This is a genomic window from Microcystis sp. M179S2, assembly GCF_020245805.1.
Taxonomy (GTDB): domain Bacteria; phylum Cyanobacteriota; class Cyanobacteriia; order Cyanobacteriales; family Microcystaceae; genus Microcystis; species Microcystis aeruginosa.
Genome location: NZ_JADBUE010000240.1, coordinates 1 through 21,958, shown reverse-complemented (window position 1 = coordinate 21,958; position 21,958 = coordinate 1). Strand labels below are relative to the sequence as shown.

Annotated in this window: 23 protein-coding genes and 2 pseudogenes; 14 read left to right on the top strand and 11 right to left on the bottom strand. The window is 44.5% G+C overall.

Going from position 1 to position 21,958, the window contains the following annotated elements:
- Positions 1–137: 137 nt before the first annotated feature.
- Positions 138–602 (top strand): annotated as a pseudogene (locus IM500_RS15000) (ABC transporter permease); the annotation flags it as partial.
- A gap of 54 nt (positions 603–656) precedes the next feature.
- On the opposite strand, the gene IM500_RS14995 reads toward IM500_RS15000, so the two are convergent.
- Positions 657–1,010 carry a hypothetical protein gene (locus tag IM500_RS14995; RefSeq protein ID WP_190723287.1) on the bottom strand — a complete coding sequence of 118 codons (354 nt, stop codon included), beginning with the start codon at positions 1,008–1,010 and terminating at the stop codon, positions 657–659.
- Positions 1,011–1,241: 231 nt separating this feature from the next.
- On the opposite strand from IM500_RS14995, the gene pyrG reads away from it, so the two are divergent.
- The gene (pyrG, locus tag IM500_RS14990; RefSeq protein ID WP_190723289.1) at positions 1,242–2,882 is read left to right on the top strand and encodes a glutamine hydrolyzing CTP synthase; all 1,641 of its coding nucleotides are present in this window, start codon (positions 1,242–1,244) and stop codon (positions 2,880–2,882) included.
- Between the two features lie 81 nt (positions 2,883–2,963).
- On the opposite strand, the gene IM500_RS14985 is transcribed toward pyrG, so the two are convergent.
- The 4 genes from IM500_RS14985 to IM500_RS14970 all read right to left on the bottom strand — a co-directional run bounded on the left by IM500_RS14985 (position 2,964) and on the right by IM500_RS14970 (position 6,114).
- Positions 2,964–3,281 carry a 2Fe-2S iron-sulfur cluster-binding protein gene (locus IM500_RS14985; protein ID WP_002732025.1) on the bottom strand — a complete coding sequence of 106 codons (318 nt, stop codon included), beginning with the start codon at positions 3,279–3,281 and terminating at the stop codon, positions 2,964–2,966.
- A 391-nt stretch (positions 3,282–3,672) separates the two neighbouring features.
- Positions 3,673–3,870 carry a hypothetical protein gene (locus IM500_RS14980; protein WP_002731987.1) on the bottom strand — a complete coding sequence of 66 codons (198 nt, stop codon included), beginning with the start codon at positions 3,868–3,870 and terminating at the stop codon, positions 3,673–3,675.
- A 31-nt stretch (positions 3,871–3,901) separates the two neighbouring features.
- Entirely contained in the window at positions 3,902–4,477 is a 576-nt protein-coding gene (def, locus tag IM500_RS14975) for a peptide deformylase (RefSeq protein WP_190723291.1), read from the bottom strand.
- A gap of 239 nt (positions 4,478–4,716) precedes the next feature.
- Positions 4,717–6,114: a serine/threonine protein kinase gene (locus IM500_RS14970; protein WP_287738839.1), complete on the bottom strand. Its 1,398-nt coding sequence runs from the start codon at positions 6,112–6,114 to the stop codon at positions 4,717–4,719.
- A gap of 410 nt (positions 6,115–6,524) precedes the next feature.
- Here IM500_RS14970 and crtE point away from each other — a divergent pair, with 410 nt between their 5' ends.
- The 8 genes from crtE to IM500_RS14930 all read left to right on the top strand — a co-directional run bounded on the left by crtE (position 6,525) and on the right by IM500_RS14930 (position 11,113).
- On the top strand, positions 6,525–7,454 hold the full coding sequence (crtE, locus tag IM500_RS14965) for a geranylgeranyl diphosphate synthase CrtE (RefSeq protein WP_190723295.1): 930 nt from the start codon (positions 6,525–6,527) through the stop codon (positions 7,452–7,454).
- A 17-nt stretch (positions 7,455–7,471) separates the two neighbouring features.
- A complete protein-coding gene (locus IM500_RS14960; protein ID WP_287738837.1) occupies positions 7,472–7,924 on the top strand; it encodes a divergent PAP2 family protein in 453 nt (150 codons plus the stop codon).
- A 485-nt stretch (positions 7,925–8,409) separates the two neighbouring features.
- Entirely contained in the window at positions 8,410–9,240 is an 831-nt protein-coding gene (gene dapB / locus IM500_RS14955; protein ID WP_190723297.1) for a 4-hydroxy-tetrahydrodipicolinate reductase, read from the top strand.
- A gap of 187 nt (positions 9,241–9,427) precedes the next feature.
- Complete coding sequence (locus IM500_RS14950; protein ID WP_190723299.1) at positions 9,428–9,781, top strand: nucleotidyltransferase family protein; 354 nt, start codon at positions 9,428–9,430, stop codon at positions 9,779–9,781.
- On the top strand, positions 9,763–10,086 hold the full coding sequence (locus IM500_RS14945; protein ID WP_242034740.1) for a ribonuclease toxin HepT-like protein: 324 nt from the start codon (positions 9,763–9,765) through the stop codon (positions 10,084–10,086). Before IM500_RS14950 ends, IM500_RS14945 begins: the two co-directional genes overlap by 19 nt.
- Positions 10,019–10,237 carry a ribonuclease toxin HepT-like protein gene (locus IM500_RS14940; RefSeq protein ID WP_341275525.1) on the top strand — a complete coding sequence of 73 codons (219 nt, stop codon included), beginning with the start codon at positions 10,019–10,021 and terminating at the stop codon, positions 10,235–10,237. The genes IM500_RS14945 and IM500_RS14940 overlap by 68 nt, the downstream gene beginning before the upstream one ends.
- A gap of 26 nt (positions 10,238–10,263) precedes the next feature.
- Entirely contained in the window at positions 10,264–10,635 is a 372-nt protein-coding gene (locus IM500_RS14935; RefSeq protein WP_012264857.1) for a nucleotidyltransferase family protein, read from the top strand.
- Positions 10,613–11,113, top strand: a complete 501-nt coding sequence (locus IM500_RS14930; RefSeq protein WP_002767902.1) for a ribonuclease toxin HepT-like protein — start codon at positions 10,613–10,615, stop codon at positions 11,111–11,113. The genes IM500_RS14935 and IM500_RS14930 overlap by 23 nt, the downstream gene beginning before the upstream one ends.
- A 186-nt stretch (positions 11,114–11,299) precedes the next feature.
- Here IM500_RS14930 and plsY read toward each other — a convergent pair whose 3' ends face one another.
- The 3 genes from plsY to IM500_RS14915 all read right to left on the bottom strand — a co-directional run bounded on the left by plsY (position 11,300) and on the right by IM500_RS14915 (position 13,829).
- The gene (gene plsY / locus IM500_RS14925) at positions 11,300–11,956 is read right to left on the bottom strand and encodes a glycerol-3-phosphate 1-O-acyltransferase PlsY (RefSeq protein WP_502882360.1); all 657 of its coding nucleotides are present in this window, start codon (positions 11,954–11,956) and stop codon (positions 11,300–11,302) included.
- A gap of 69 nt (positions 11,957–12,025) precedes the next feature.
- Positions 12,026–12,721, bottom strand: coding sequence for a 3-oxoacyl-ACP reductase FabG (gene fabG / locus IM500_RS14920; RefSeq protein ID WP_002798601.1), 696 nt, complete (start codon positions 12,719–12,721; stop codon positions 12,026–12,028).
- Between the two features lie 82 nt (positions 12,722–12,803).
- Positions 12,804–13,829 carry an ABC transporter ATP-binding protein gene (locus IM500_RS14915; RefSeq protein WP_190723303.1) on the bottom strand — a complete coding sequence of 342 codons (1,026 nt, stop codon included), beginning with the start codon at positions 13,827–13,829 and terminating at the stop codon, positions 12,804–12,806.
- A 452-nt stretch (positions 13,830–14,281) separates the two neighbouring features.
- On the opposite strand from IM500_RS14915, the gene IM500_RS14910 reads away from it, so the two are divergent.
- From IM500_RS14910 to ggt, 3 genes are all read left to right on the top strand, one after another.
- Positions 14,282–15,166, top strand: coding sequence for an all3515 family Zur-repressed PEP-CTERM protein (locus IM500_RS14910; RefSeq protein WP_287738834.1), 885 nt, complete (start codon positions 14,282–14,284; stop codon positions 15,164–15,166).
- A gap of 191 nt (positions 15,167–15,357) precedes the next feature.
- Positions 15,358–16,389 (top strand): UDP-3-O-(3-hydroxymyristoyl)glucosamine N-acyltransferase, encoded by a 1,032-nt coding sequence (lpxD, locus tag IM500_RS14905; RefSeq protein WP_190723305.1) that lies wholly within the window; start codon positions 15,358–15,360, stop codon positions 16,387–16,389.
- 164 nt (positions 16,390–16,553) lie between these two features.
- Entirely contained in the window at positions 16,554–18,098 is a 1,545-nt protein-coding gene (gene ggt, locus IM500_RS14900; RefSeq protein WP_287738831.1) for a gamma-glutamyltransferase, read from the top strand.
- Positions 18,099–18,161: 63 nt separating this feature from the next.
- Here ggt and IM500_RS14895 read toward each other — a convergent pair whose 3' ends face one another.
- Positions 18,162–18,386 (bottom strand): addiction module antidote protein, encoded by a 225-nt coding sequence (locus IM500_RS14895; protein WP_242034742.1) that lies wholly within the window; start codon positions 18,384–18,386, stop codon positions 18,162–18,164.
- Between the two features lie 201 nt (positions 18,387–18,587).
- On the opposite strand from IM500_RS14895, the gene IM500_RS14890 reads away from it, so the two are divergent.
- Complete coding sequence (locus tag IM500_RS14890; RefSeq protein ID WP_190723417.1) at positions 18,588–20,123, top strand: TolC family protein; 1,536 nt, start codon at positions 18,588–18,590, stop codon at positions 20,121–20,123.
- 54 nt (positions 20,124–20,177) lie between these two features.
- Here IM500_RS14890 and IM500_RS14885 read toward each other — a convergent pair whose 3' ends face one another.
- The gene (locus IM500_RS14885) at positions 20,178–20,516 is read right to left on the bottom strand and encodes a hypothetical protein (RefSeq protein ID WP_287738829.1); all 339 of its coding nucleotides are present in this window, start codon (positions 20,514–20,516) and stop codon (positions 20,178–20,180) included.
- A gap of 72 nt (positions 20,517–20,588) precedes the next feature.
- Positions 20,589–21,811: pseudogene (locus IM500_RS14880) on the bottom strand (RNA-guided endonuclease InsQ/TnpB family protein).
- Positions 21,812–21,958 lie beyond the last annotated feature (147 nt).

Genomic DNA, 21,958 nt, shown 5'->3' with positions numbered 1-21,958 from the left:
CGACCGACCCAACTGCAACAAAAAGCGTTAGATTTATTGGGAGTTTCCCTGATTTGTACCCAGTAACGGGGCATCAGAAATTCTCTTAATCCCTCCTACAGCATAGGTTATGGCTTTTTGTCAACGGGGAAGTCCAGCTATTTCAATTTCTACGCATGATTTCGCCCCTTTCTTGGATGCCTTTAGCGGTGATGGTTTTGGGCATTGGTGATCTACCCGTGTATTTTTTGCTGACGGTGGCGGCCATCTGGCCGATCCTTCTCAATACGGCTGCTGGGGTTAATGCGGTTGATCGCTCTTGGTTGACTTTAGCCCGCAGTCTCTGTGCTACCCGAGGGGAAACGGTTTTCCAGATTATTCTGCCTGCGATCCTCTCCCATCTCTTAACTGGTTTCCGTTTGGCTATCGGTATTATCTGGATCGTTCTTGTCCCGGCGGAAATGCTGGGGGTTAGTGCGGGTTTGGGTTATTATATTCTCGATACACGCGATCGACTCGCTTATTCAGAGTTGATGGCAGTGATTCTCGTTATTGGCGCGATTGGTTATCTGCTCGATTGGGGTTTGCGTCTGGCTCATCGCTCTTGGACGCATCAAGATTAGCCTATTGGTTCAACTATGTGGGAAGTGGGAAGTGGGAAGTCTTGGCGCTTTTCCTTAGTTGAAAGAGCGGGCCAGACGATTAATCCCGGTGTGTAATAACTGTTCCAAGCTTTGGCGATCGCTGATGGCTTGAAAATTGATCACAAAACAGGTTAAACCTAGTCCAAAGAGGATAAAAGTGGGGGCCATAACCACACCAATCATTAACCAAGTGGCGACGTGGAGAAACATGGTGACAGCGAACAACAAAGCTAGGGAAGCAATGGGGAAGATTTGACGGGTAGGACGACCGAAATAGAGAAAAAGAACCGTTAAAAGGGTGGTTACTAAGTTAGCGGGTACTAAAAAGGCACAAATCGAGACGCAATAGTTGCGGGAAAATTCAGCGAGGGTATTAAAATCTATCATTAATATTACTTTACAATTGCCTGAGTCTTAGTACTCTCGATTGTAGCGGAAAATTTACATGATCGGGATGAAGGTGACTAAAGGCTGTGGTGCAATAGATTTTCGAGAGGGAGTTAAAACGAGGATCGGGGTATAGATCATCCAGTTATAATGAAATCTGGGAAAATGACACCGCCCCATCCCGAAAACTCTCACCCCTTGCTAGGTATAATCGATCGCAGGAAAAATTTTATGAGTAAATTTGTCTTTGTTACTGGGGGAGTCGTCTCCAGTATTGGGAAAGGGATTGTCGCTGCTAGTTTGGGAAGATTGTTGAAAAGTCGGGATTATTCCGTCTCAATTCTGAAATTAGACCCCTATATCAACGTGGATCCGGGTACGATGAGTCCTTTTCAACACGGAGAGGTATTTGTCACCGATGATGGGGCCGAAACCGACCTCGACCTTGGCCACTACGAACGTTTTACCGATACGGAACTCTCCCGTCTCAATAGCGTGACTACTGGCTCGATTTATCAAGCGGTATTGAATAAAGAGCGCCGTGGTGCTTATATGGGGGGAACCGTGCAGGTAATTCCCCATATTACCAACGAAATCAAGGAAAGGATTCTCCGGGTAGCCAAGGATACCAACCCCGATATTGTCATCACAGAAATTGGTGGTACGGTGGGAGATATCGAATCTCTGCCTTTTTTAGAAGCAATTAGGCAATTTAGGAAGGATGTAGGTCGAAATAACGTGGTTTATATGCACGTTACCCTAATTCCTTGGATTCCGGCCGCTAAGGAGATGAAAACTAAACCGACGCAACACTCGGTCAAGGAATTAAGATCGATCGGCATTCAACCGGATGTGTTAGTCTGTCGTTGTCATCTACCCCTACAACCGGGGTTAAAAGAAAAACTCTCAGCTTTCTGTGATGTGCCGGTGGAATCGGTGATTACTGCTCAGGATGCCAGCAGTATCTACGAAGTGCCTCTTAATCTGGAAAAAGAGGGATTAGCGCAACAAACCCTAGAATTATTAAACCTGGGTCCCCGATACCCCCATCTGGAGGAGTGGGAAAATCTCATCCGACAGATGCAATCCCCTAGTCAAAAATTAGAGATAGCTATCGTTGGTAAATATGTGCAGTTGGGGGATGCTTATCTCTCGGTGGTAGAGGCCTTGAAACACGCTGCTATTGCCCTTGATAGCGAGATAGAATTGCGTTGGGTAAGTGCTGAAGATGTGGATAACGATTCGGCCGAAGCTCATTTAAGCGGTGTTGACGGTATTGTTGTACCCGGTGGTTTTGGTATTAGGGGTGTGGATGGCAAAATTAAGGCGATCGAGTATGCTAGGGTCAATAATATTCCTTTCTTGGGTCTCTGTTTAGGGATGCAGTGTTCGATTATCGAATGGGGTCGCAATGTGGCCCGATTAGAAAGGGCCAATAGTTCCGAATTTGAAGAGGATACACCCAATCCAGTGATTAATTTACTGCCAGAACAGGCAGATGTGGTGGATTTAGGGGGAACAATGCGCTTAGGTCTCTATCCCTGCCGTTTAAATCCCGATAGTCTGGCTTTCTCCCTCTACGGTCAAGAGGTTATCTATGAGCGCCATCGTCACCGTTACGAGTTTAATAATGCCTATCGTAGTCTCTTTTTCGAGACTGGTTATCTGGTGAGTGGCACTTCTCCTGATGGTCGTTTGGTGGAAATTATCGAACTACCAAAACATCCTTTCTTTATTGCTACCCAATTTCACCCCGAATTTCGCTCTCGTCCCAATAAAGCTCATCCTCTCTTTTCTGGTTTCATGAAAGCAGCCCTCAAGGGTAGAGAGGAAAAGTTCCCCCTTATTAGTCAGCATTCGGCTATTAGTTAGGGTTTGCTGGTTCTATTGGCTCAAAATCTGTTTTTTTGGGGGGAAACCCCCGAAAATTTCTCATCTTAACCCCAGTTTGGCCTAGGGTTTTCCGAATTGACGTTGATAAACTACTTCTTCCTTGCCAGATTCCAGTTTAATATCCGAGCGAGGATAGGCCACACATAACAAAGCATAGCCTTCTTTTTGCAGGTCGGGGGATAATCCCATGCCCTCACCTTGTTCAACGCTACCCTGGGAAAGTTGAGCGGCGCAGGTAGTACATACGCCCGCATTGCAAGAACTGGGTAAGTCAATCCCCGCATCGTAGGCTGCTTGTAGTATAGTTTGATCTTCCCTAACTTCGATCGTTTGTATTTTTCCTAAATGAGAAATTTCTACTTTGTGGGTTGTGGTCATAGCTAATGAATGATGCTTTGAACTTCACCTATTTTATCATTCTAGATTGCGGATAGAGGAGAGAGGGGGGAAATCTTTACCTAATCAGATTTTCACCGGTCGGCAGATAATTGATTGTCATGAAAGATGATAAGTAGGTAGGCGTTAAAAATTATCAGACACCACCCTTATCAACGGGGGACTAAGGGTAGGGTTGATTCATGAATCAACCCTACTATGAATCAACCCTAGTACTAAGGGGGTATCGAACCTAAAAACTATTTTTAATTTAATTATAACCAGCTACTTAAAGTCCTCAAAAGTAGTAACTTTTTCTGGCAATTTGTCCTGTAGTTAAAACAAACAAAAGAGAGAAATAAATTCTCTCTTCTGCAACCGAGGGGAAGTTATTCTATTTGTAATTGGCTCTCGTGTCTTTAACCGCCGCCCAAAAAAATAGGGCTGTTAATGGTACACTTGCCGCTAGAATTAGGCCAGTGGTGGTATTGCCTAAATCCGGTTCTCCCGAACTAATTTCAAAGACACAACCCACACCAGCGATCGCTGCAATACAGGATAATAACAATAAAACGCCGCTTTTCGGGGTCATCTTCACTCCTCACCTAAATTAACTAATGCCTTTATTTTGTCACTTTCTCGACGGGTTTCACCGCTTGCACGGAAAAACCGTGTTTTTTTAATTCTTCATTGAGTGCCAAATCGTTATCTACTCTATCGACGAACATGACACCATTAAGATGATCCATTTCGTGTTGAATTGCCCGCGCTAGTAAACCGTTAGCTTGCAGTTTTCGCGGTTTCCCCTGTTCATCTTTATAACTCACTTCGATCGCTTGGGGACGGATGACATCTAAAAACACATCGGGAATACTCAAACAACCCTCTTCCGCTTTGCACAATTCCCGACTATAACCGATAATTTGGGGATTAATCAGAATTAGGGGCGGATTTTCCGGTTTATCGGTTTCACAATCGATGACAATCAATTGTTTATTGACTGCCACTTGGGGAGCCGCTAAACCGATACCATTGGAACTATACATAGTTTGCAGCATTTCTTTGGCTAATTGGCGAATGCTGTCATCGACCTTAGCAATCCGCTTGGCCGGTTGACGCAGGACTCGATCGCCGAGATAATGCAGTTCTAAAGGGGGTTTTTCTAATTTGCGTTTTTCTACGGTAATAGTGGCGCTCATAAACTTAATTATCGATGGGATGCACAATTTTGATCTTAGTCACTGGCTCTGGGGGATTTCTCAGGAAAAGGGAGAAAAAAGCCGAGACTCTTCATAAAATTTTACACCGATCACAGACAGTTCGTCCATATCAGGGGGTGGGAAGTGGGGAGTGGGGAGATTTTTCAGTTATCAGTAAGCAGTAAACAGTAATCCGTGGGGGAGTGGGGAGAAGGGAGAAAAAAGCTGATTGTAACTGGCTACTTATTAGTAATTGGCATTCCTAGCCATTGGCTTAATTCCGCTGCTAACCATTCAATTTCGGGTTGACTCAGATAGGCTTTTGTCTTACTGCTAATAGTATATTCTTTAGTCCCCACCCAAATAGTTAAAGCCATCGGTACATAAACTCGATCGCCATCACCATCTTGGCTATGATAACTATCAGCTTTCACCAGTTTATTAATATGTTGCCGTGCCATTTTATTTTTGCCCGGAAGTGTCAAACCCCAAATTCGCTGAATGGCAACAATTTCTTGACTATTAATAGTGATAATTTCCTCCCCTTTGAGACAATAAATAATCTGGTAAAGCATTCCTAAACCCACAAACCAAAAAGGCAAGGAAAAGAGCAGAAAAAACCAACTTATCCACAGAGGAATGGAAACTGCTCCTCCTGTCCATACTAATAAAAAAGCGTTCCAAGCGATAGCAAAGGTTCCAAGATAAATTAATTTAGGGGTAAAACCTTCGGGAGGTAAAGATATTTTAATTTTCTCCTCGCTTTTTTGCAACTGTACCCGACTCCCTGCGGGTTTTTCAAGGTTCGAGGAAGTTAATTGAATTTCGTGGAGAGTATTTAAAGCTTGATTTGCTGCCTGTGCTGAAATAAACCTTTTCTCGATACTAGGTTCAATTAACTGCCCCAACCAATGAACAAAAGCAGGGCTTAAATTGGCTAAATTATTTAATTGAATTTTGCCATCTTTTTGGGGTAAATCGGCGGGATGAATGCCTGTAGCTAGATAGATTAAAGTCGCTCCTAAACTGTATAAATCAGAAGCGGCAACGGTGCGACCACCGAATTGTTCAGGGGGCATATAACCGTAGGTTCCGACGATAGTTAAAGTAGCCTGTTCCTGTTGGGCAACAGTCTGGACAGAACCAAAATCAATTAAATAAACATTGCCGATACTATGGCCCGATCGATCTTTTAATAAGATATTACTAGGTTTCAAATCCCGGTGGATAATTGGCGGGTTAAGTCCATGGAGATAAATTAAAATACCTAGGATAGATTTAGCTAATTCTTGTAGGTCTGCTTCAGTAAATTTGCGACCGGTTTCTACCTGTTCCTTGAGAGATTTAGCCTCGATATAACTCTGAACAAGGGCAAAACCTTGATAGGTATCGGTGCGAACTTCAAAATAGTCGATATATTCAGGAATCGAGCGACAATCTAGATGTTTAAGAGTTGCGGCCTCCCGTTCAAAAAGTTTTAAATCTGTCCATTCAAAATCGGGACTGAAGATTAATAATTTGACGACAACAGTAGTACCCGTTTTTAGATCTTGGGCGAGAAAAGTGCGTCTTCCGGTTTGTTTACCTAACTGACTTTGGATTTGGTATCGATCGCCTAAAATTTGCCCTGGCAGCATACAATATATTCCTAGGATAATCCTAATTCTAGGCTAATCGAGAAATTTCTCAACCGCAAGCTAAGAAAACGGAAGTTTGACCGAATCATCAAAACTTTAGCATCTCCCGGGATAACTGCGGTGAAATTCAATTATATCGCCCGTTTTTCGCCAATTCCTGGACTGGGCTGAGGGATGTATTTTTTCAGGTTAAAAGAGAAAATAGGCATCAGAAAAGAAAAGTGGCCCATCTCCGCCTGGGAAATTTTAGTACAAATGTTCAGACTGTCAACTCCGGTGCTGCCATGCAGTCTGAAGGAGTAATTTAGATAGTCAACAGCTTAGGGGACAAGGGAGCAGCCAGTTTAATTCCGATCGAGGTGGAGTTTCCTGATATAGTTTTAAAAGCAGTCGGTTCAAGACAAAAAGACATGGTTACTAGGGGCGAACGAGGAGTAGAAGTGAGGAAAAACGAGAGCTTTTCTCTGGCTTCCTATCTGGAGGAAAAGCGGTTAATTGTCGAGTCAGCTTTAGATAGCTCTTTAGTTATCGGCAATCCTGCCAAAATCTACGAGGCGATGCGCTATTCTCTCCTCGCCGGTGGCAAACGTCTGCGGCCGATTTTATGTCTGGCTACCTGTGAATTGATGGGGGGTTCCCTAGAGATGGCTTTACCCACCGCTTGCGCCCTAGAAATGATTCACACTATGTCATTAATTCATGACGATTTACCCGCCATGGATAACGATGATTACCGACGCGGGAAATTAACCAATCACAAGGTTTTTGGCGAAGATATCGCTATTTTAGCCGGGGATGGTCTCCTGGCCTACGCTTTCGAGTATGTGGCTACCCAGACTCGTAATGTACCTCCCCTACAGATTTTAGAGGTAATTGCCCGTTTAGGTCGCACGGTCGGGGCAGCGGGTTTAGTGGGGGGTCAGGTTTTAGACTTGGAATCCGCAGGAAAACCCGATATTTCGGCGGAAACTCTCGGTTTTATCCATACTCAGAAAACCGGGTCCCTGTTGGAGACTTCTGTGGTGTCGGGGGCAGTTTTAGCGGGGGCAAAAGCGGAAGATATAGCTAAATTAGCCCGTTACGCTCAAAATATTGGCTTGGCTTTCCAAATTATCGATGATGTTCTCGATATCACGGCGACAAAGGAGGAATTGGGCAAAACCGCCGGTAAGGATCTACAGGCACAAAAAGCCACCTATCCTAGTCTCTGGGGGATAGAAGAGTCCCGCCAGCAAGCTCAACAGTTAATAGATAGTGCCATCGGTGAATTGAGTGGCTACGATGAGGCCGCTGAACCTTTACGGGCCATCGCCGAGTATATTGTTAATCGTAAAAATTAAATTAAACGAACGAGATTATGCAGGACTTCGAGCAGGTGTTACACAATCAAATACTGCTAGTCTCTCTTTTAGCTTGTTTCACTGCCCAGGGACTAAAAGCGCTGATTGAGTTAATCCGCGATGGTAAGGTGAGTCTGCGCTATCTAGTCTCGTCGGGAGGAATGCCTAGCGCTCACTCGGCGCTGGTGGGGGCCTTGGCTACTGGGGTAGGATTACAGATGGGTTGGTCTAGTTCCGAATTTGCCATCGCCGCGCTTTTTGCGGTTATTGTTATGTATGATGCGGCTGGAGTGCGTCAGGCAGCAGGAAAACAGGCCCGGATTCTCAATCAAATTATCGATGAAATGTTCCAGGAGGGCAAGGAATTTAACGAGGAACGTTTAAAGGAATTAATTGGTCATACTCCTTTTCAAGTGCTGGTCGGTTTAAGCTTAGGTATCGGTATCGCCCTGGTGCTGCTCTGTCATTAATTGAGGTGTTTTCTGGGGTTGAGATAAACTAGATTTAATAACTGAAAATCCGGGGTAATCACTCATGTTACAATCCCTAAAAATTGAGGGCTTTTGCGGTTTTCCAAGTTTTGAGATGGCCAATCTTGGTACGCCAATTCAAATTTGAAACGCATCAGCAGCAATGTTTGAGATAGAGGCAAAAAGGAATCAAATTAGAAGATGTACCAGACTGAGCCTGAATCCGCCGTATGAAAAGCGATTAAAATCGTCATAATTTCCCCCAGACATAAGCTTATTTTTCGTTGTCGAGTCTTCAGTCCATAAGCAAGTAAGCTTTTTGAGCATTGAGGTGCAAATTATTGGCAAAAATCATCGACAGGACAGAATAAAGCATCTATACTAACCCTAGGGCAAGGTGGCTGAATGGTTTTCTGTTTTTCAGCATATCACTTCTCCCTTTTCTTATCCCGAACTCAGGTTATATATAAGGAGAATAATTAACCATGACCGAAAATAGAGGACCGATTCCTGTAGTTGTCAACGGTGCAGCCGGTAAAATGGGACGGGAAGTCATTAAAGCCGTTGCTCGTGCCGACGATATGATCTTAGTGGGTGCAGTGGATCGAAATCCAGCTTTTCGAGGTCAAGATGTGGGGGAAGTGGCCGGTTGTGAACCCCTAGAAGTGCCGATTCTCGACGATTTGCAGAGTGTTTTAGTCCTGGCAACTCAGGAAAAAGTGCAAGGGGTGATGGTGGATTTTACCCATCCCGACGGTGTTTATGACAATACCCGCAGTGCGATCGCCTATGGAGTGCGTCCCGTGGTGGGAACTACGGGATTATCGCCGGCACAACTGCAAGATTTAGCCGAATTTGCCGAAAAAGCCAGCACCGGCTGTTTAGTTATCCCCAATTTTTCCATTGGCATGGTTTTACTACAACAGGCTGCCCTGCAAGCATCCCGCTACTTTGATCATGTGGAAATTATCGAACTGCATCACAATCAAAAAGCAGACGCACCCAGTGGAACGGCCATTAAAACCGCCGAATTACTGGCCGAATTAGGTAAAACCTTTAATCCTGCCCAAGTTTCCGAAAAAGAAACTATCCCCGGCGCTAGAGGCGGTTTAACTGCTGAGAACATCCGTATTCATAGCGTGCGTCTACCCGGTTTAATTGCCCACCAAGAAGTCATTTTCGGTTCCCCCGGGGAAATCTATACCCTTCGTCATGATACCAGCGATCGCTCCTGTTATATGCCGGGGGTTCTCCTCTCTATCCGCAAAGTTACTCAGCTGCAATCCCTCGTCTACGGTTTAGAAAAAATCCTCTAAATCAAGATAGGTAGTGATTTTATGGTAGTGGTAATAGCTCAAACCTTTGCTAATTGGGCATTGTCGTCATCAATAAAGTACCAAACAGTTCGGCACCCCCCTGATCAAGGTTAGGGGGGATCGAAGGCACAATCTATCTTCTATTTAATTAGAACCACTTACTTAAACTCAATGGTAAAATAAGCCCATGAGCGCTTTTCCTACCCCAGAACTCGATAAAATCCTCAAAGAAAAAGATATTCAAGGAGAACAGGAAAGACAAACCCTGCTGGCAAAAACTCAACAATGGCTTCATGAAAATGCGGTAAAATACGGAATTAATCGAGCTTATATCTTTGGCTCCGTGACTCGTCCCTATAAATTTCACCCCGGTTCTGATGTGGATATTGCCGTCGAAAATATCAATCCCGAACTGCACTTTGAGGCTATTAGTATTCTTTCCTATTATCTGGGGAGAGAGGTGGATATTATTCTGCTGAAAAACTGTCATTTTGCCCACCGCGTTCGGGAAGAAGGAATTTTATGGACAACCGACAACTAATCCTGTTGAAAGCTGATATAAATGCTCAATTACAGTTAATCAAAGCCATCGATGGTAAAGTTGCTGTTAGAGCCGAAGGTGTTAATCCCGATGATGTCATTCGCCTAGAAAGCATTGCCTATCAAATCCATAATTTATACAGTGCCACTGAGGATTTACTTAAAATAGTGGCTACCTGTTTTGAAAATCATATTGCCGATACTCGGCAATGGCATACAGCCTTATTAAACAGACAGAATGACTGTCCCTATCCCCGGAATTCGTCCTGCTTTTATTTCTTCAGAAACCGCCGCTTTGTTAAATAGTTTGCGAGGATTTCGGCACTTTTTTCGTCATGCCTACGGCACAAATATTGATTATGAGCAATTGAAAGTTAATTTAGACAGGGCAAGAAAAATCTACAGAAACTTAGAAAAAGATATTCAAATTTTCTTTGAACAATGGGCAGAAAGTTAAGCTAAATCCTCGCTATTATAATTATTATGTCGGTCAATAATCCCTATCTTGAATACTGGCAAAAACGCCAAAAAGAACAGCAGGAATATAATCAAAAATTAGCTCAAGAGGCAAGGAAAAATCTCCCGCCAGTTATTGATTATTTAAAAGAAAATTTCCCAATTACAAAAATTATCCTGTTTGGTTCTCTAGTTAAAGGTAAATTTCAGGAAACCTCTGATATTGATCTAGCCGTGGCTGGCATACCCCCAGAAAGTTTTTTTCAAGCTTTAGGAAAAGTTAATTTAATTAGCGCTCGCTGGATTGATTTAAAGCCTATAGAAGACTTAGAACCTCATTTTCTTAAAAGAGTTTTGCAAACAGGAGAATGTCTTTATGCGTCCGATGAGTGCCAGTGAATTACAAGAAATCGCCCTTGATATTGCCACTGAAGTTAATAGATTAAATCGGCTAGAAAGCCAAATGCGTTTAGTTCAAGCGGAAATGCTAACCAACCCGGCACTAGCCGATATTTGTGCCGAAAGTTTAGCCCTAAAACTCCATAACTTCTATACAGGATGTGAACGAATTTTTCAAATTATCGCTTCTGAGTTAAATGGTGGCTTACCATCTAGTTATGACTGGCATAGAAGGCTATTAAATCGTATGAGCAAACCTCAAGATTATCGTCCTGCTGTATTACGAGAAGATACAGTACATAAACTTAATGAATACCTAAGCTTTCGGCACGTTGTTCGCAATATCTACGGTTTTGAATTGGAAAAACAAAAACTAGAAAATCTGGTTAATAACTATTATAATACATGGCTACAAGTCCAAGAAGATATTAATAGTTTTATCCTTTGGTTAAAAACCACAGCAGACAGTCTTAATTAAACCTCAAAGACAAGATTGCTTGTTGAGATGGGGAAAGAGGCAACACCCCCCCAACCCTACCCGACGTCGGGGGGAGATTTAGCTAATCTAAGGATAGGCGGTTAAAATGCGTCTTAGCCTATTCATAAAAGAACTGATGAGCCGTCAACTTCATTTCACAGTGGTTATTCTGACTTGAGAAAGTTATTAACTTACTTCCGATGATTGCTGTACTTTCTGACCTATTTTTGGTTCCGTCCCTGCCAACAATCTTTTAATATTACCCTGATGACGAACAATCACATAGATTCCCCCCATCAAACTAAATAAAATATAGGGGAGAGGTTGACCCAAAACAACCATTAAAATATTCACCACCAGCGCCCCGATAATCGAACCTAAAGAAACAATCCGGAAAAGTGCCAGAATAACTAAAAAACTCGCCAAAGTTCCGCAAGCCACTAGGGGATTCATCACTAATAAAACCCCTAAACTGGTGGCGACGGATTTACCACCACTAAAATTCAAGAAAATCGATTTACTATGACCGATGATTGCCCCCAATGCTGCCCCGATAATTAACCAGTAATACCAACTTTCTGGGAGAGGATTGACATCAATAAAATATAGTCCTCGTGCCAGAGCCACCGCCGCCATTCCTTTTAACATATCAATTAATAATACCGTCGCCCCGGCAGATTTTCCCAGAGTTCTCAACACATTGGTGGCCCCAGTGGAACCGGAACCATAGTCACGAATATCGATACCTTTGCTGTATTTACCGATTAAATAACCCGTGGGAATCGAACCGAGCAGATAGGATAAAAGTAAGATAGTAAGACTGATAAGAATCGGAATAAGCATAAATTAAGCCCAATTTTTAGCAAGAGCGAGCGCCGTTATCAGTGTATCAGCCCGAAGACAAAAAACCACTCACAGGGAACCATAGACGGGAATTGCCGCCCCGCGCAAGTCCTTAGCTCCTTCCCCTGCCAGAAAACAGATCACCTCGGCTAGAGATTGGGGACTTACCCAGTCCTTGGCATTTGCCTCTCCCATCGCTTCCCGGTTGCCCGGAGTATCGATAATGCTGGGCAAAACCACGTTAGCGGTAATATTAGTCTGTTTGGTTTCTTCTGCGATCGCTTGGGTTAAAGCCACTACCGCCGCTTTCGAGGCACAATAGGCGGCCAAATTTGCCCCCGGTTGTACGGCACCACGAGAACCGATAGTGACGATACGACCATAATTATGAAGTTTCATCGAGCGTAAACAGTGTTTACACAGTAAAAAAGTGCTATGGAGGTTTAAATCGAACATTTTTAGCCAATCTTCATAGCTAAACTCCTCCGTCGCCCCCATGGTAAAACCCCCGACTAGATGAATTAAAACATCGACCCGACCGAGATCATCAATTAATCTAGCCACGGCAGTTTCTTGGGTTAAATCCACCCTGACAAAGCGAATACGCTCAAATTCCGCCGCACTCAGCCGAGATTTCAGACGACCCACCTCCCTTTCCTCCCGATAGGTCATGGTTAGATGACCGCCATGGTGTAAAACCGCCGGAGTGACTCCTAAACCCAGTCCTCCCGTACCGCCGGTCAGCAATACCCGTTTATCTTTCATATTGATTGATAGATAGTCGATCTGTCCAATTATAGATGATTTAACGGGACAATTGGGCAATATTACCGCCTTTCTCGCCGGACTAGGATTCCTTCATCGCTTGTTTTTTCTCCGCCTTCAGGTCGCGACTGCTGGCGGCGGCAATTTCCGCATCCATCAGGGTGCGTCCGGTAGCTGCTAGATAGACATCATCGAGACTAGGACGGGATTGGGCCATGCTAAACACGGGTAATCCCGATTCGGCTAGGGTTTGTTCAATTTTGCTTAAAGGATTGCTATTGGCCGTGACGATGAGATTCAGGGAGTTACCCTGGGCGGTATTAACGATTACTTCCTCGACAAAAGGCAGACGGGATAATAATTCTTTCGCTTGGAAAGCTTCTTCCTCTGGGGAAAATTCCCGCACTTTCAGGGTAATGCGATCGCCACCCAGTTGCTCCTTCAGTTGTGAGGGGGTACCGCGAGCGATGACGATACCATTGTCGATAATTGCCAAGTTATCGGCCAAAGCGTCGATTTCTTCGAGATAATGGCTGGTAATTAATACACTGGTTCCGGCCGCCCGCAATTGTCGCAGAAAATCCCAGACAATCAAACGACTTTCGATATCGAGTCCCACAGTCGGTTCATCTAGCACCAAAACTTCTGGCTGATGCAGTAATCCCGCCGCTAAATCCAGCCGTTTTTTGATGCCGCCGGAATAGGTTCCCGTTTTTTTGTCGGCGTATTCCTCTAATCCTAAAAGATTTATTAATTCTTTGATGCGCTCTCTTGACTTTTGAGCGGGAATGTGATAGAGAGCCGCTTGTAGTTGCAACAGTTCCCGGCCGGTGAGCATTTTATCGAGGGCGACTTCTTGGGCAACGTAACCCAGGCGTTTACGGGCGGATTTGGGGTTATTCAGGGCATCGACACCCCCCACCTCGATTTTGCCGCCATCGGGTTTAGCAAGGGTGCAAAGACAGCGAATCGTGGTGGTTTTCCCCGCACCATTGGGACCGAGTAAACCGAAGATTTCTCCCGCTGCCACGGTAAAGGAGATATCTTTAACCGCTGCTGTCTGACCGTAGGATTTTTTTAACTTTTCGATCACCACCGCAAGGGTCATAAGCTGATTTTCGCCGACTTGAGCGAGACAATTTTTTTGTTAACTTTCTTGGTCTATTTTAACCCACATTCCCCACTGCAAAATCTAGTACAGCTTTGTTTATAGCGTTTTTCAGTCTGCTGAGGTACAAAAGTGATGGGTTTTAGGCACTCATGCAAGAGGCAGAAGGCAAAAGGGAAGAAAAATAGGTGTACCTCACTAGCTTAGGAAACGCTATATCTTTTTTGATCAAGATAAACTTTGACGGGATTTGGCCTCATCCCCAGAGAACCGGCTGCTGTTCTGGCGTTGCCTGTTCCTTGATCCACCTCGACCCCTTTAGATGCTCGGGCAACTTATTGGGACAGCATTGTTCACGTTAACTTAAATTAACTTTGTTGGCAAAAGTGAATCGGAACAAGGGTTTTTCGCTAGAATGATAATGATTATCGTTCTAATTAAGGAGAGAAATCATGGTTCTACAGGTCTCTGGGGTAGGATTAGTTTGTGCTGGGAATAAAATCGGCGAAAAAAGCCCTAAATATCCATTTATCGCTGTTAGCTTCATTTTATCGCTTTCTTTCGCCCTGGTAACGGTGGCTAAGGCTGAAGAGCCTGCCATTGGTCAGAGTTTGCCCGAATTTTATATCGGGGTGGATAATCAAATCACCTTAACTCGGGGCATCTATGCGGGATTAGCCAATCCTAACTATAACCGGTTAACTCTTCTGGTTGCTCACCGAGAGGGAACCCCTCATTTTCACGGTATCGGCACTTACAGTTATTCCGGACCGTCTAGTAATCCAGTAGTTAATCCTACTAACAGCAATAATCGCATTCCTGAGACTTCTACAGGATTGCCTCCTCTCTCCTTAATTGCGGGAAAAGGAATTTTTCAGAATAGTTTTGTTAGTGCTGCCACTGGGGAGGAATATAGCAATCTACTGATGCAATCAGTGGCAACTATTAATAATTCCTCTGACTTGGGAGAACAAGCTCTTTTTAACAGTTCTGGGGGACGGTGGAATCGGTCGTTAGGTAATGCCAACCTATCCTTACAACTGTTAGAGATTAGTGATGGATTAACAGTAGCTAACTCTTTAGGAAAGACAATTTTAGCTAATGCTGGCGATATCTATGCGATCGGGACTGGTGATAACTTCTCCTTTTTACCGAAGTTTCTTGCCTCTCGACCAGGAAAATATTCAGCCAGTTTTAAGCTGGTATATCTTAGCCTTTCTTGGGGAGAGTCAGGAATTTTTAACCTAGATTTTCAAACAGTTCCCGAACCATCAACTCTGATCGCCTTAATACTGTTCGGGTCAATTGTATTAACTCGATCGAGTAGTAAAAACTAAAAGCAATCGGTTTTGGAGAGAGCAAAATTATCCCCAAAACCGCTCCAGATCGAGATCGGCTTTGTTGAAATGGAAAACAGGGATTATTCCCTAAAAAACTAGCAACTTTTTTGACTATAATAACGACAAGATTATCAGTATAGTTTTAAACTATCCTAGGATAAGCCCTATCTCGATCGCAATATATATTTATGAAATTTAGTGAAATTGCCCAAAAATTAAGCCCTTTAGTCTCTGCTCACAGTTTAACTGCCTATCCCGACAGAAATCCCCAAATTAAAGCCATAACTCCCATCGAAACCGCCCTAGTCGATACCATTAGCTATATCGAAGGGGGAAAATTTGCTGCCTTTGTCGCCAAAACTGAGGCTACTGCCCTAATTCTGCCCCTGGATGCCAATTTACAACAACAGGCCGACGAACGCGGCATCCCTTGGTTAGCTAGTGCCAATCCCCGACTTTTATTCGCCCACGCCATCAAATTATTCTATCAACCCTTTCAGCCCCAACCCTACATTCACGCCACCGCCGTGGTGCATCCATCGGCTAAAATCGGCCATAAAGTCGCCATCGGGGCCCATGCCGTGGTAGAAGCCAATGTCACCCTCGGTGATGGTGTTTGCATTCATCCTAACGCCGTTGTTTACCCCGGGGTGCATATTGGTGATCGCACAATTCTCCACGCTAACTGTACCATCCATGAACGGGTACAAATCGGCAATGATTGCGTTATCCACAGTGGTGCTGTTATCGGTGCCGAGGGCTTCGGTTTTGTGCCGGTTCCCGAAGGCTGGTTTAAGATGGAACAATCGGGTATCGTGGTCTTGGAAGATGGGGTAGAAATTGGCTGTAATAGCACCGTGGATCGTCCGGCAGTGGGAGAAACCCGCATCGGTAGCCAGACTAAGATCGATAATCTCGTCCATATTGCCCATAATTGCCAAATTGGCCAAGCTTGCGCCCTTGCAGGACAGGTAGGCATGGCAGGAGGCGTAAAAGTGGGCAATCGCGTTATTTTAGCGGGACAGGTGGGCATTGCCAATCAAGCGGCGATCGGGGATGGTGCGATCGCAACCGCCCAAACCGGCATTCACAACGATATCGGGGCAGGAGAAGTGGTTTCTGGTTCTCCCGCTATGCCGCATAAGTTATTCCTCAAGGTAGCAGCCGCTTACAAGCGTTTACCCGAAATCTATCAAGCGGTTAAGCAATTTAAAAAATAGCCCTATTCAGGGGACAGGAGACAGGAGACTCCGAGACAGGAGACAGGAGATTATTTCTATTTATTCTCCCTTCTCCCCACTTCCCCACTTCCCCACTTCCCCACACCCCACACCCCCATCTCCCCACTGATAACTGATAACTGATAACTGATAACTGAATCAAAGTGACTCGCAAAAGCAAGGGCGCTATCGCCGCAGGACATCCAAAAACTGCCGAAGCTGGACAATTAATCTTAGAAATGGGCGGAAATGCCTTCGATGGGATAGTTGGCTCGATTTTAGCGGCTTTCGTGGTCGAATTCACCCTCGCTTCGGCGGGGGGCGGCGGTTTTTTACTAGCACATACCAAAGAAAAAGTCAATACCCTTTTTGATTTTTTTTGTCAAACTCCCAAATATAAAAAACCCTTGACAAATATCGACTTTTACCCAGTGGCGATCGATTTTGGTGGTGCTAGTCAAGATTTTCACATTGGCCGAGGTGCGATCGCTACGACCGGAGCATTACGGGGATTGGAAACAGTGCAGAAAAAACTGGGAAAATTGCCCTTTGCCGTGGTAGCGGAACCAGCGATCGAATATGCTCGTCAAGGCTACATTTTGAGCCAATATAACGGCTTTTGCCTGGGTTTACTCGCTTCGATCCTGCTCAAAGATAGAGAGGGTTTAAAAGTCTATGCTCCCCAAGGAAAACTCCTCCAAGCTGGCGATCGCTGTGTGATGAGGGATTTTGCCAACACCTTAGAGGAATTAAGCAAAAAAGGTGTAAAAGACTTTTATGAGGGAGAAATCGCCCACCAAATCGCCAAAGATATGCAGGAGGGCGGTTATCTTACCCTAGAGGATTTAAGTCATTACCAAGTCATTGAGAGAAAACCCCTAAAAAGCCAATATCGAGGTTACGAAATCCTGACTAATCCGCCTCCTAGTTCTGGAGGAATTCTCCTGGCTTTTGCCCTAAAATTACTAGAAACAGTCAATTTATCGGCTTTAGAGCATCTGGGAGCCAAACATCTGCAAATTTTAACGGAAGTGATGGCCTTAACCAATCAAGCGCGCGCTCAAGGCTACGATAATTTTATCCATCAGGAGGGAATCGAAGAGCAATTCCTCTCGTCGGAATTTTTAGGCAAATATCCCAATAAATGGGGCAGTACCACCCATATTAGTGTTATCGATGGGGAAGGTAATGCCGCCAGTGCCACCTTTTCCAACGGGGAAGGATCGGCTTATACCGTGCCGGGGACGGGAATTATGCTCAATAATATGATCGGGGAAGCGGACTTAAATCCCTTTGGTTTTCACAATTGGCCGGTTGATCGTCGTTTATCCTCAATGATGTCCCCGACGATGATTTTAGAGGAAGGAAAGCCGCGATTTGTTCTCGGTTCTGGGGGTTCCAATCGCATTCGCACCGCTATCTTGCAGGTTATTAGCAATTTAATCGATTTTCGGCAATCTTTAGCCGCTGCGATCGCCGCATCGCGCATACATTGGGAAAATCAACAATTAGGAATTGAACCTTTAGAAGATCGGGAAAATATGCTCAAAAATCTGGTTTTACCCGCAAATACTCAAGTATCCCGGTGGCAAGAACAAAATATGTTTTTTGGGGGTGTGCATGGGGTGGCAGTGAATGATCGGGGGGAATTAACCGCTACGGGCGATCCGCGTCGGGATGGAGTAGGATTAGTGATTAGGGATTTTTAGGTAATGGGTACAACTTGCAGGCGTAACCCAAGTGCTTGCAAAACCTTAAGAACTGTAGCAAACTCACCGATTACCCTGATTCGACAAAGATTTGTAGAGACTCTCCCGTCCCAAACCCGTCTCACGAGCAATACGAGTCATCCCTTGAGAACGGGCAATATCCCCTAATGCTGCCACTACTAAGCTAGGATCGCCATCTTCGAGGGCAGCTTCCAGATAAGCAGCGATATCTTCTTTTGTTTTCAAATGATCTGCTGCATCCCAAGGATAAGTCTGAATTGTAGCCATAGAGAACCTCCTATCAGTATTGGGCTAAATCTAATGCCGTTTTGATGTCTCGTTCCAAATCAATCGAATCTGATTGTAGCCGGTGCTTAAAAGACGGTGGCTTTCATGCTCCCGTGTTACTATCGGTAATTAGTAATCGGCCAACATAGTGGTGTGAGCTTATTTACTTCTTATCGTTTACTGTTTACTTTCGAGATACTCATGTTGCTCTTGCGTTATGGTATTACCGTGAGTGCGGTGCTTGGGTTGATTTTCTTGGCTGAATCCTCGGTTAAGGCACAAACTCAGTCCGCTGCGGATTTGTTGAAGAAACCCCGACCTACTGCCAATCCAGTTTCTCAGTTACCCGGCCCCTCGGCGGCACCGGCAACCACGGAAGCGGATACCAAGGCCCCTAATTATCTTAATCCTAGTGGCAATCCCCTAATTTTTCCCACCAAACCGGACGAGGTGAATATTAGGGTAGTACAACCGCTCACCTTAAATCAAGCGATCGAATTAGCTTTAAAAAATAATCAGACCTTACAGACCGCCAGGGTCGATTTAGAAATCGCTCGCGCCCAATTAAAGGAACAACAGGCCGCTTTATTACCCACGGCCTCCGCAGAGGCCAGTCTCACCCAGGATCAATCGGCAGCTGCCCAAAGACAGAATGAGTTAGCTCGTCAACAGGGCATCCCAGCAGTTACACCCGAAGATAGTACCAACCTTCAGGGTAGTGTTCGCATCGTCTATGGGGTTTATACAGGGGGTGAACGGGCAGCCCAGATCAAAAGGGCCGAAAAAGTGATCCGGCAACGGGAATTAGAGGTGGAACGAGTCTCGGAACAAACTCGTTTTGATGCCACCGATGCCTATTATGAATTACAAAGGGGTGATGCCCAAGTAGCGATCGCCCAAGCCTCGATCGAAGATGCTAGTCAAAGTTTACGAGATGCTCAATTATTGGAGCAAGCGGGACTAGGAACCCGATTTGCTGTCCTACAGGCGGAAGTTGACCTAGCCAACGCTAACCAAGACTTAACCCGGGCGATTTCTACCCAGCGTATTTCCCGACGGCGACTGGCACAGATATTGAGTGTCGGCCAACACATCGAGTTAACCGCTGCCGATGAGATTCGCGAGGCGGGAACTTGGGGCTTGAGTCTTGATGATAGTATCGTTTTGGCCTACAAAAATCGCGCGGAATTAGAACAACAACTCTTACAACGGGAAATTAGCGCAGAAGACCGCTCGATCGCTATTTCGGCGGTGATTCCCCAAGTGGACCTTCTGGGCGAGTATAATGTCCTCAACGATCTCAGTGATGCTGCTGGTTTTGGCGATGGTTTTAGCGTCGGTGGCCGGATTCGTTGGACTTTCTTTGATGGTGGTCGTGCTTTTGCCCGCGCTCGTCAAGCGGAAAGAAATATCGATCGCGCCGATACGGAATTCTCCCTCCGTCGCAATGAAATTCGCCTTCAAGTGGAGGAATCCTACTATAGTTTGATTTCTAACCAAGAAAACATCAAAACTTCGCAAAAAAGCATTGAATCCGCCACGGAAAGTCTGCGATTAGCCCGTTTACGCTTTCAGGCGGGTGTGGGAACCCAAACGGATGTGATCAACTCCCAACGGGATTTAACCGATGCCAGAAGCCGTTATCTACAGGCGATCGTCGATTACAATAGATCCTTGAATAGTCTCCAGCGAGCGATTAGTAATTTACCGGATAATCGTTTGTTTGAAGTGCGTTAATTGTGGGATTTATCGAGGTGTGGTGTGGGGGGAGATAGCCAAATCTCCCCTATTTTAACGAGTTTGGATAATTCTAATCTGTTGTTCCCGCAATTGCTGCATGGTGGGAGTTTTCTGTAGCTCTTGCACCTGCGGACGCAGATTATGACAACGAGAGGAATTAATGCTACCGCATTGATTTTCGAGCGTGTTCAGTCGCCGCTGCTCGATTTGGGGACTGGTGCGAAAGTTTAATTGCTGATTGTATTGGGGATATTTTTGGTAAGCGCAGGATTCAGCCCCCGCTAAACAACGCTCACTGATAGGCAATTGGGCCAAGACTAGGTTGCCGCTAACGCCAACCCAACCCAGACCCAGAAACAAACCTGATAATAAAGAATTTCTAGTGATCATCGCCAATATAGTTAGTAAAAGTATAGTCAAATATAGACAGACTGAATTCCATTTCAGAAATTCCCTTCACTTTTACTTCGAGAGATTAATTCTCCTTGGGTGAACTACGCACCTCTCTATCCCATAGCGGTTAAACGCATTTGGGAATGCTTTTCGTAAAATATTGTAGGAACCTATGACATCAGATTGAACCAGAATCCCCTTATCTGTACGATATAACCCTCGCGAAATTCTTTTTCCTGAAAACACTGGCTTTTCAGTTATCTGTCCATAAACGGGGAGAGGATCGTCATTCAAAAAATTAGAAGCTGAGGTATAGGATTCTTCTTGAATAATCACTTTAATTCCCGCTAACTGACATTTATAACTAATCATCTCAATTAATCGAGCATGAGGAATAGTTACCAACTTTTGATTATTGACTTTCCCTAAGTTTACCTCTTGTTTCCACCCTGGATTATTACCAATAACTAAAGTAGTAATTTGTTGGTCAACTAAGAGCTTAACCAAATAACGACTAGCTTTATGAAGATAATTATCTACTTTCTGATTTCGAGAGCGAGTTAAACGGCGAATCCTCTGGGAACTTTGACGATTGCCTTTTAACAGAGATTGTAACTTAGCTCGACGTTGGTTATAAAATTGATTCAGGCTTTTTAACGGTCTGCCATTAATCAACAAAGGGATAAAATCCGGTTGATTTGAAGTTACAGCCATCAAATTATCTATGCCTAAATCTATCGCAGCTATCTTTTCATTAGGAGCTAAGAACTGTTCAGTTTTCTCATAAATTACCTCGATTACATAACAATCACATTTAGGAACTATTCTGACTTCTACTATGCCCTCAGCCACTCTCGTCGGCAAGGCGTTGAAGTACCTGATAATTTGACTATTCCTTGCCTAAGACCTACTTTGCTTATAGCTTGAATCGTGTAAACTAAGAGATTTCGTCCTTTTTTTGGCTCCTTATAGCCCGGGATTTTGGGTTTGACCAGAAATTGATCGGGGTGACTTTTAAACTCCGATGAAGCGGCAAAAAATGATGGCCAGTTCCGGTCTAATCCTCTTAAAACTTGTTGGGAAACTTTAGCGGGTAAAGCTTGATACTGTTCTGTCTTTGACCTCAGAGAGGCCATCTGATTATAGGTCAAATAGCCGTGGCCATAAATGAAGTTTTGTCGGATTAAATAATTGGCTGAGTTGTAGAGATTTTTAGACTGCCAAGATCAATTATCTATCTCAGCCCAAAATCGATGTCCTTTCTTGATAATGTGTCTTTCTGCTACTAACATTATTATTCGTTGTCTTTTAACTCAGCGTCGGGTTTTGAAGGGTTGTCATCCGTTGTGATAATTGTACCAGAAGGCAATTGATAGCCTGTTAAATTCCCTTGTTTCCACCACCTCCAAGCCGTTCGATAACTTATTCCTGTTTTTTTG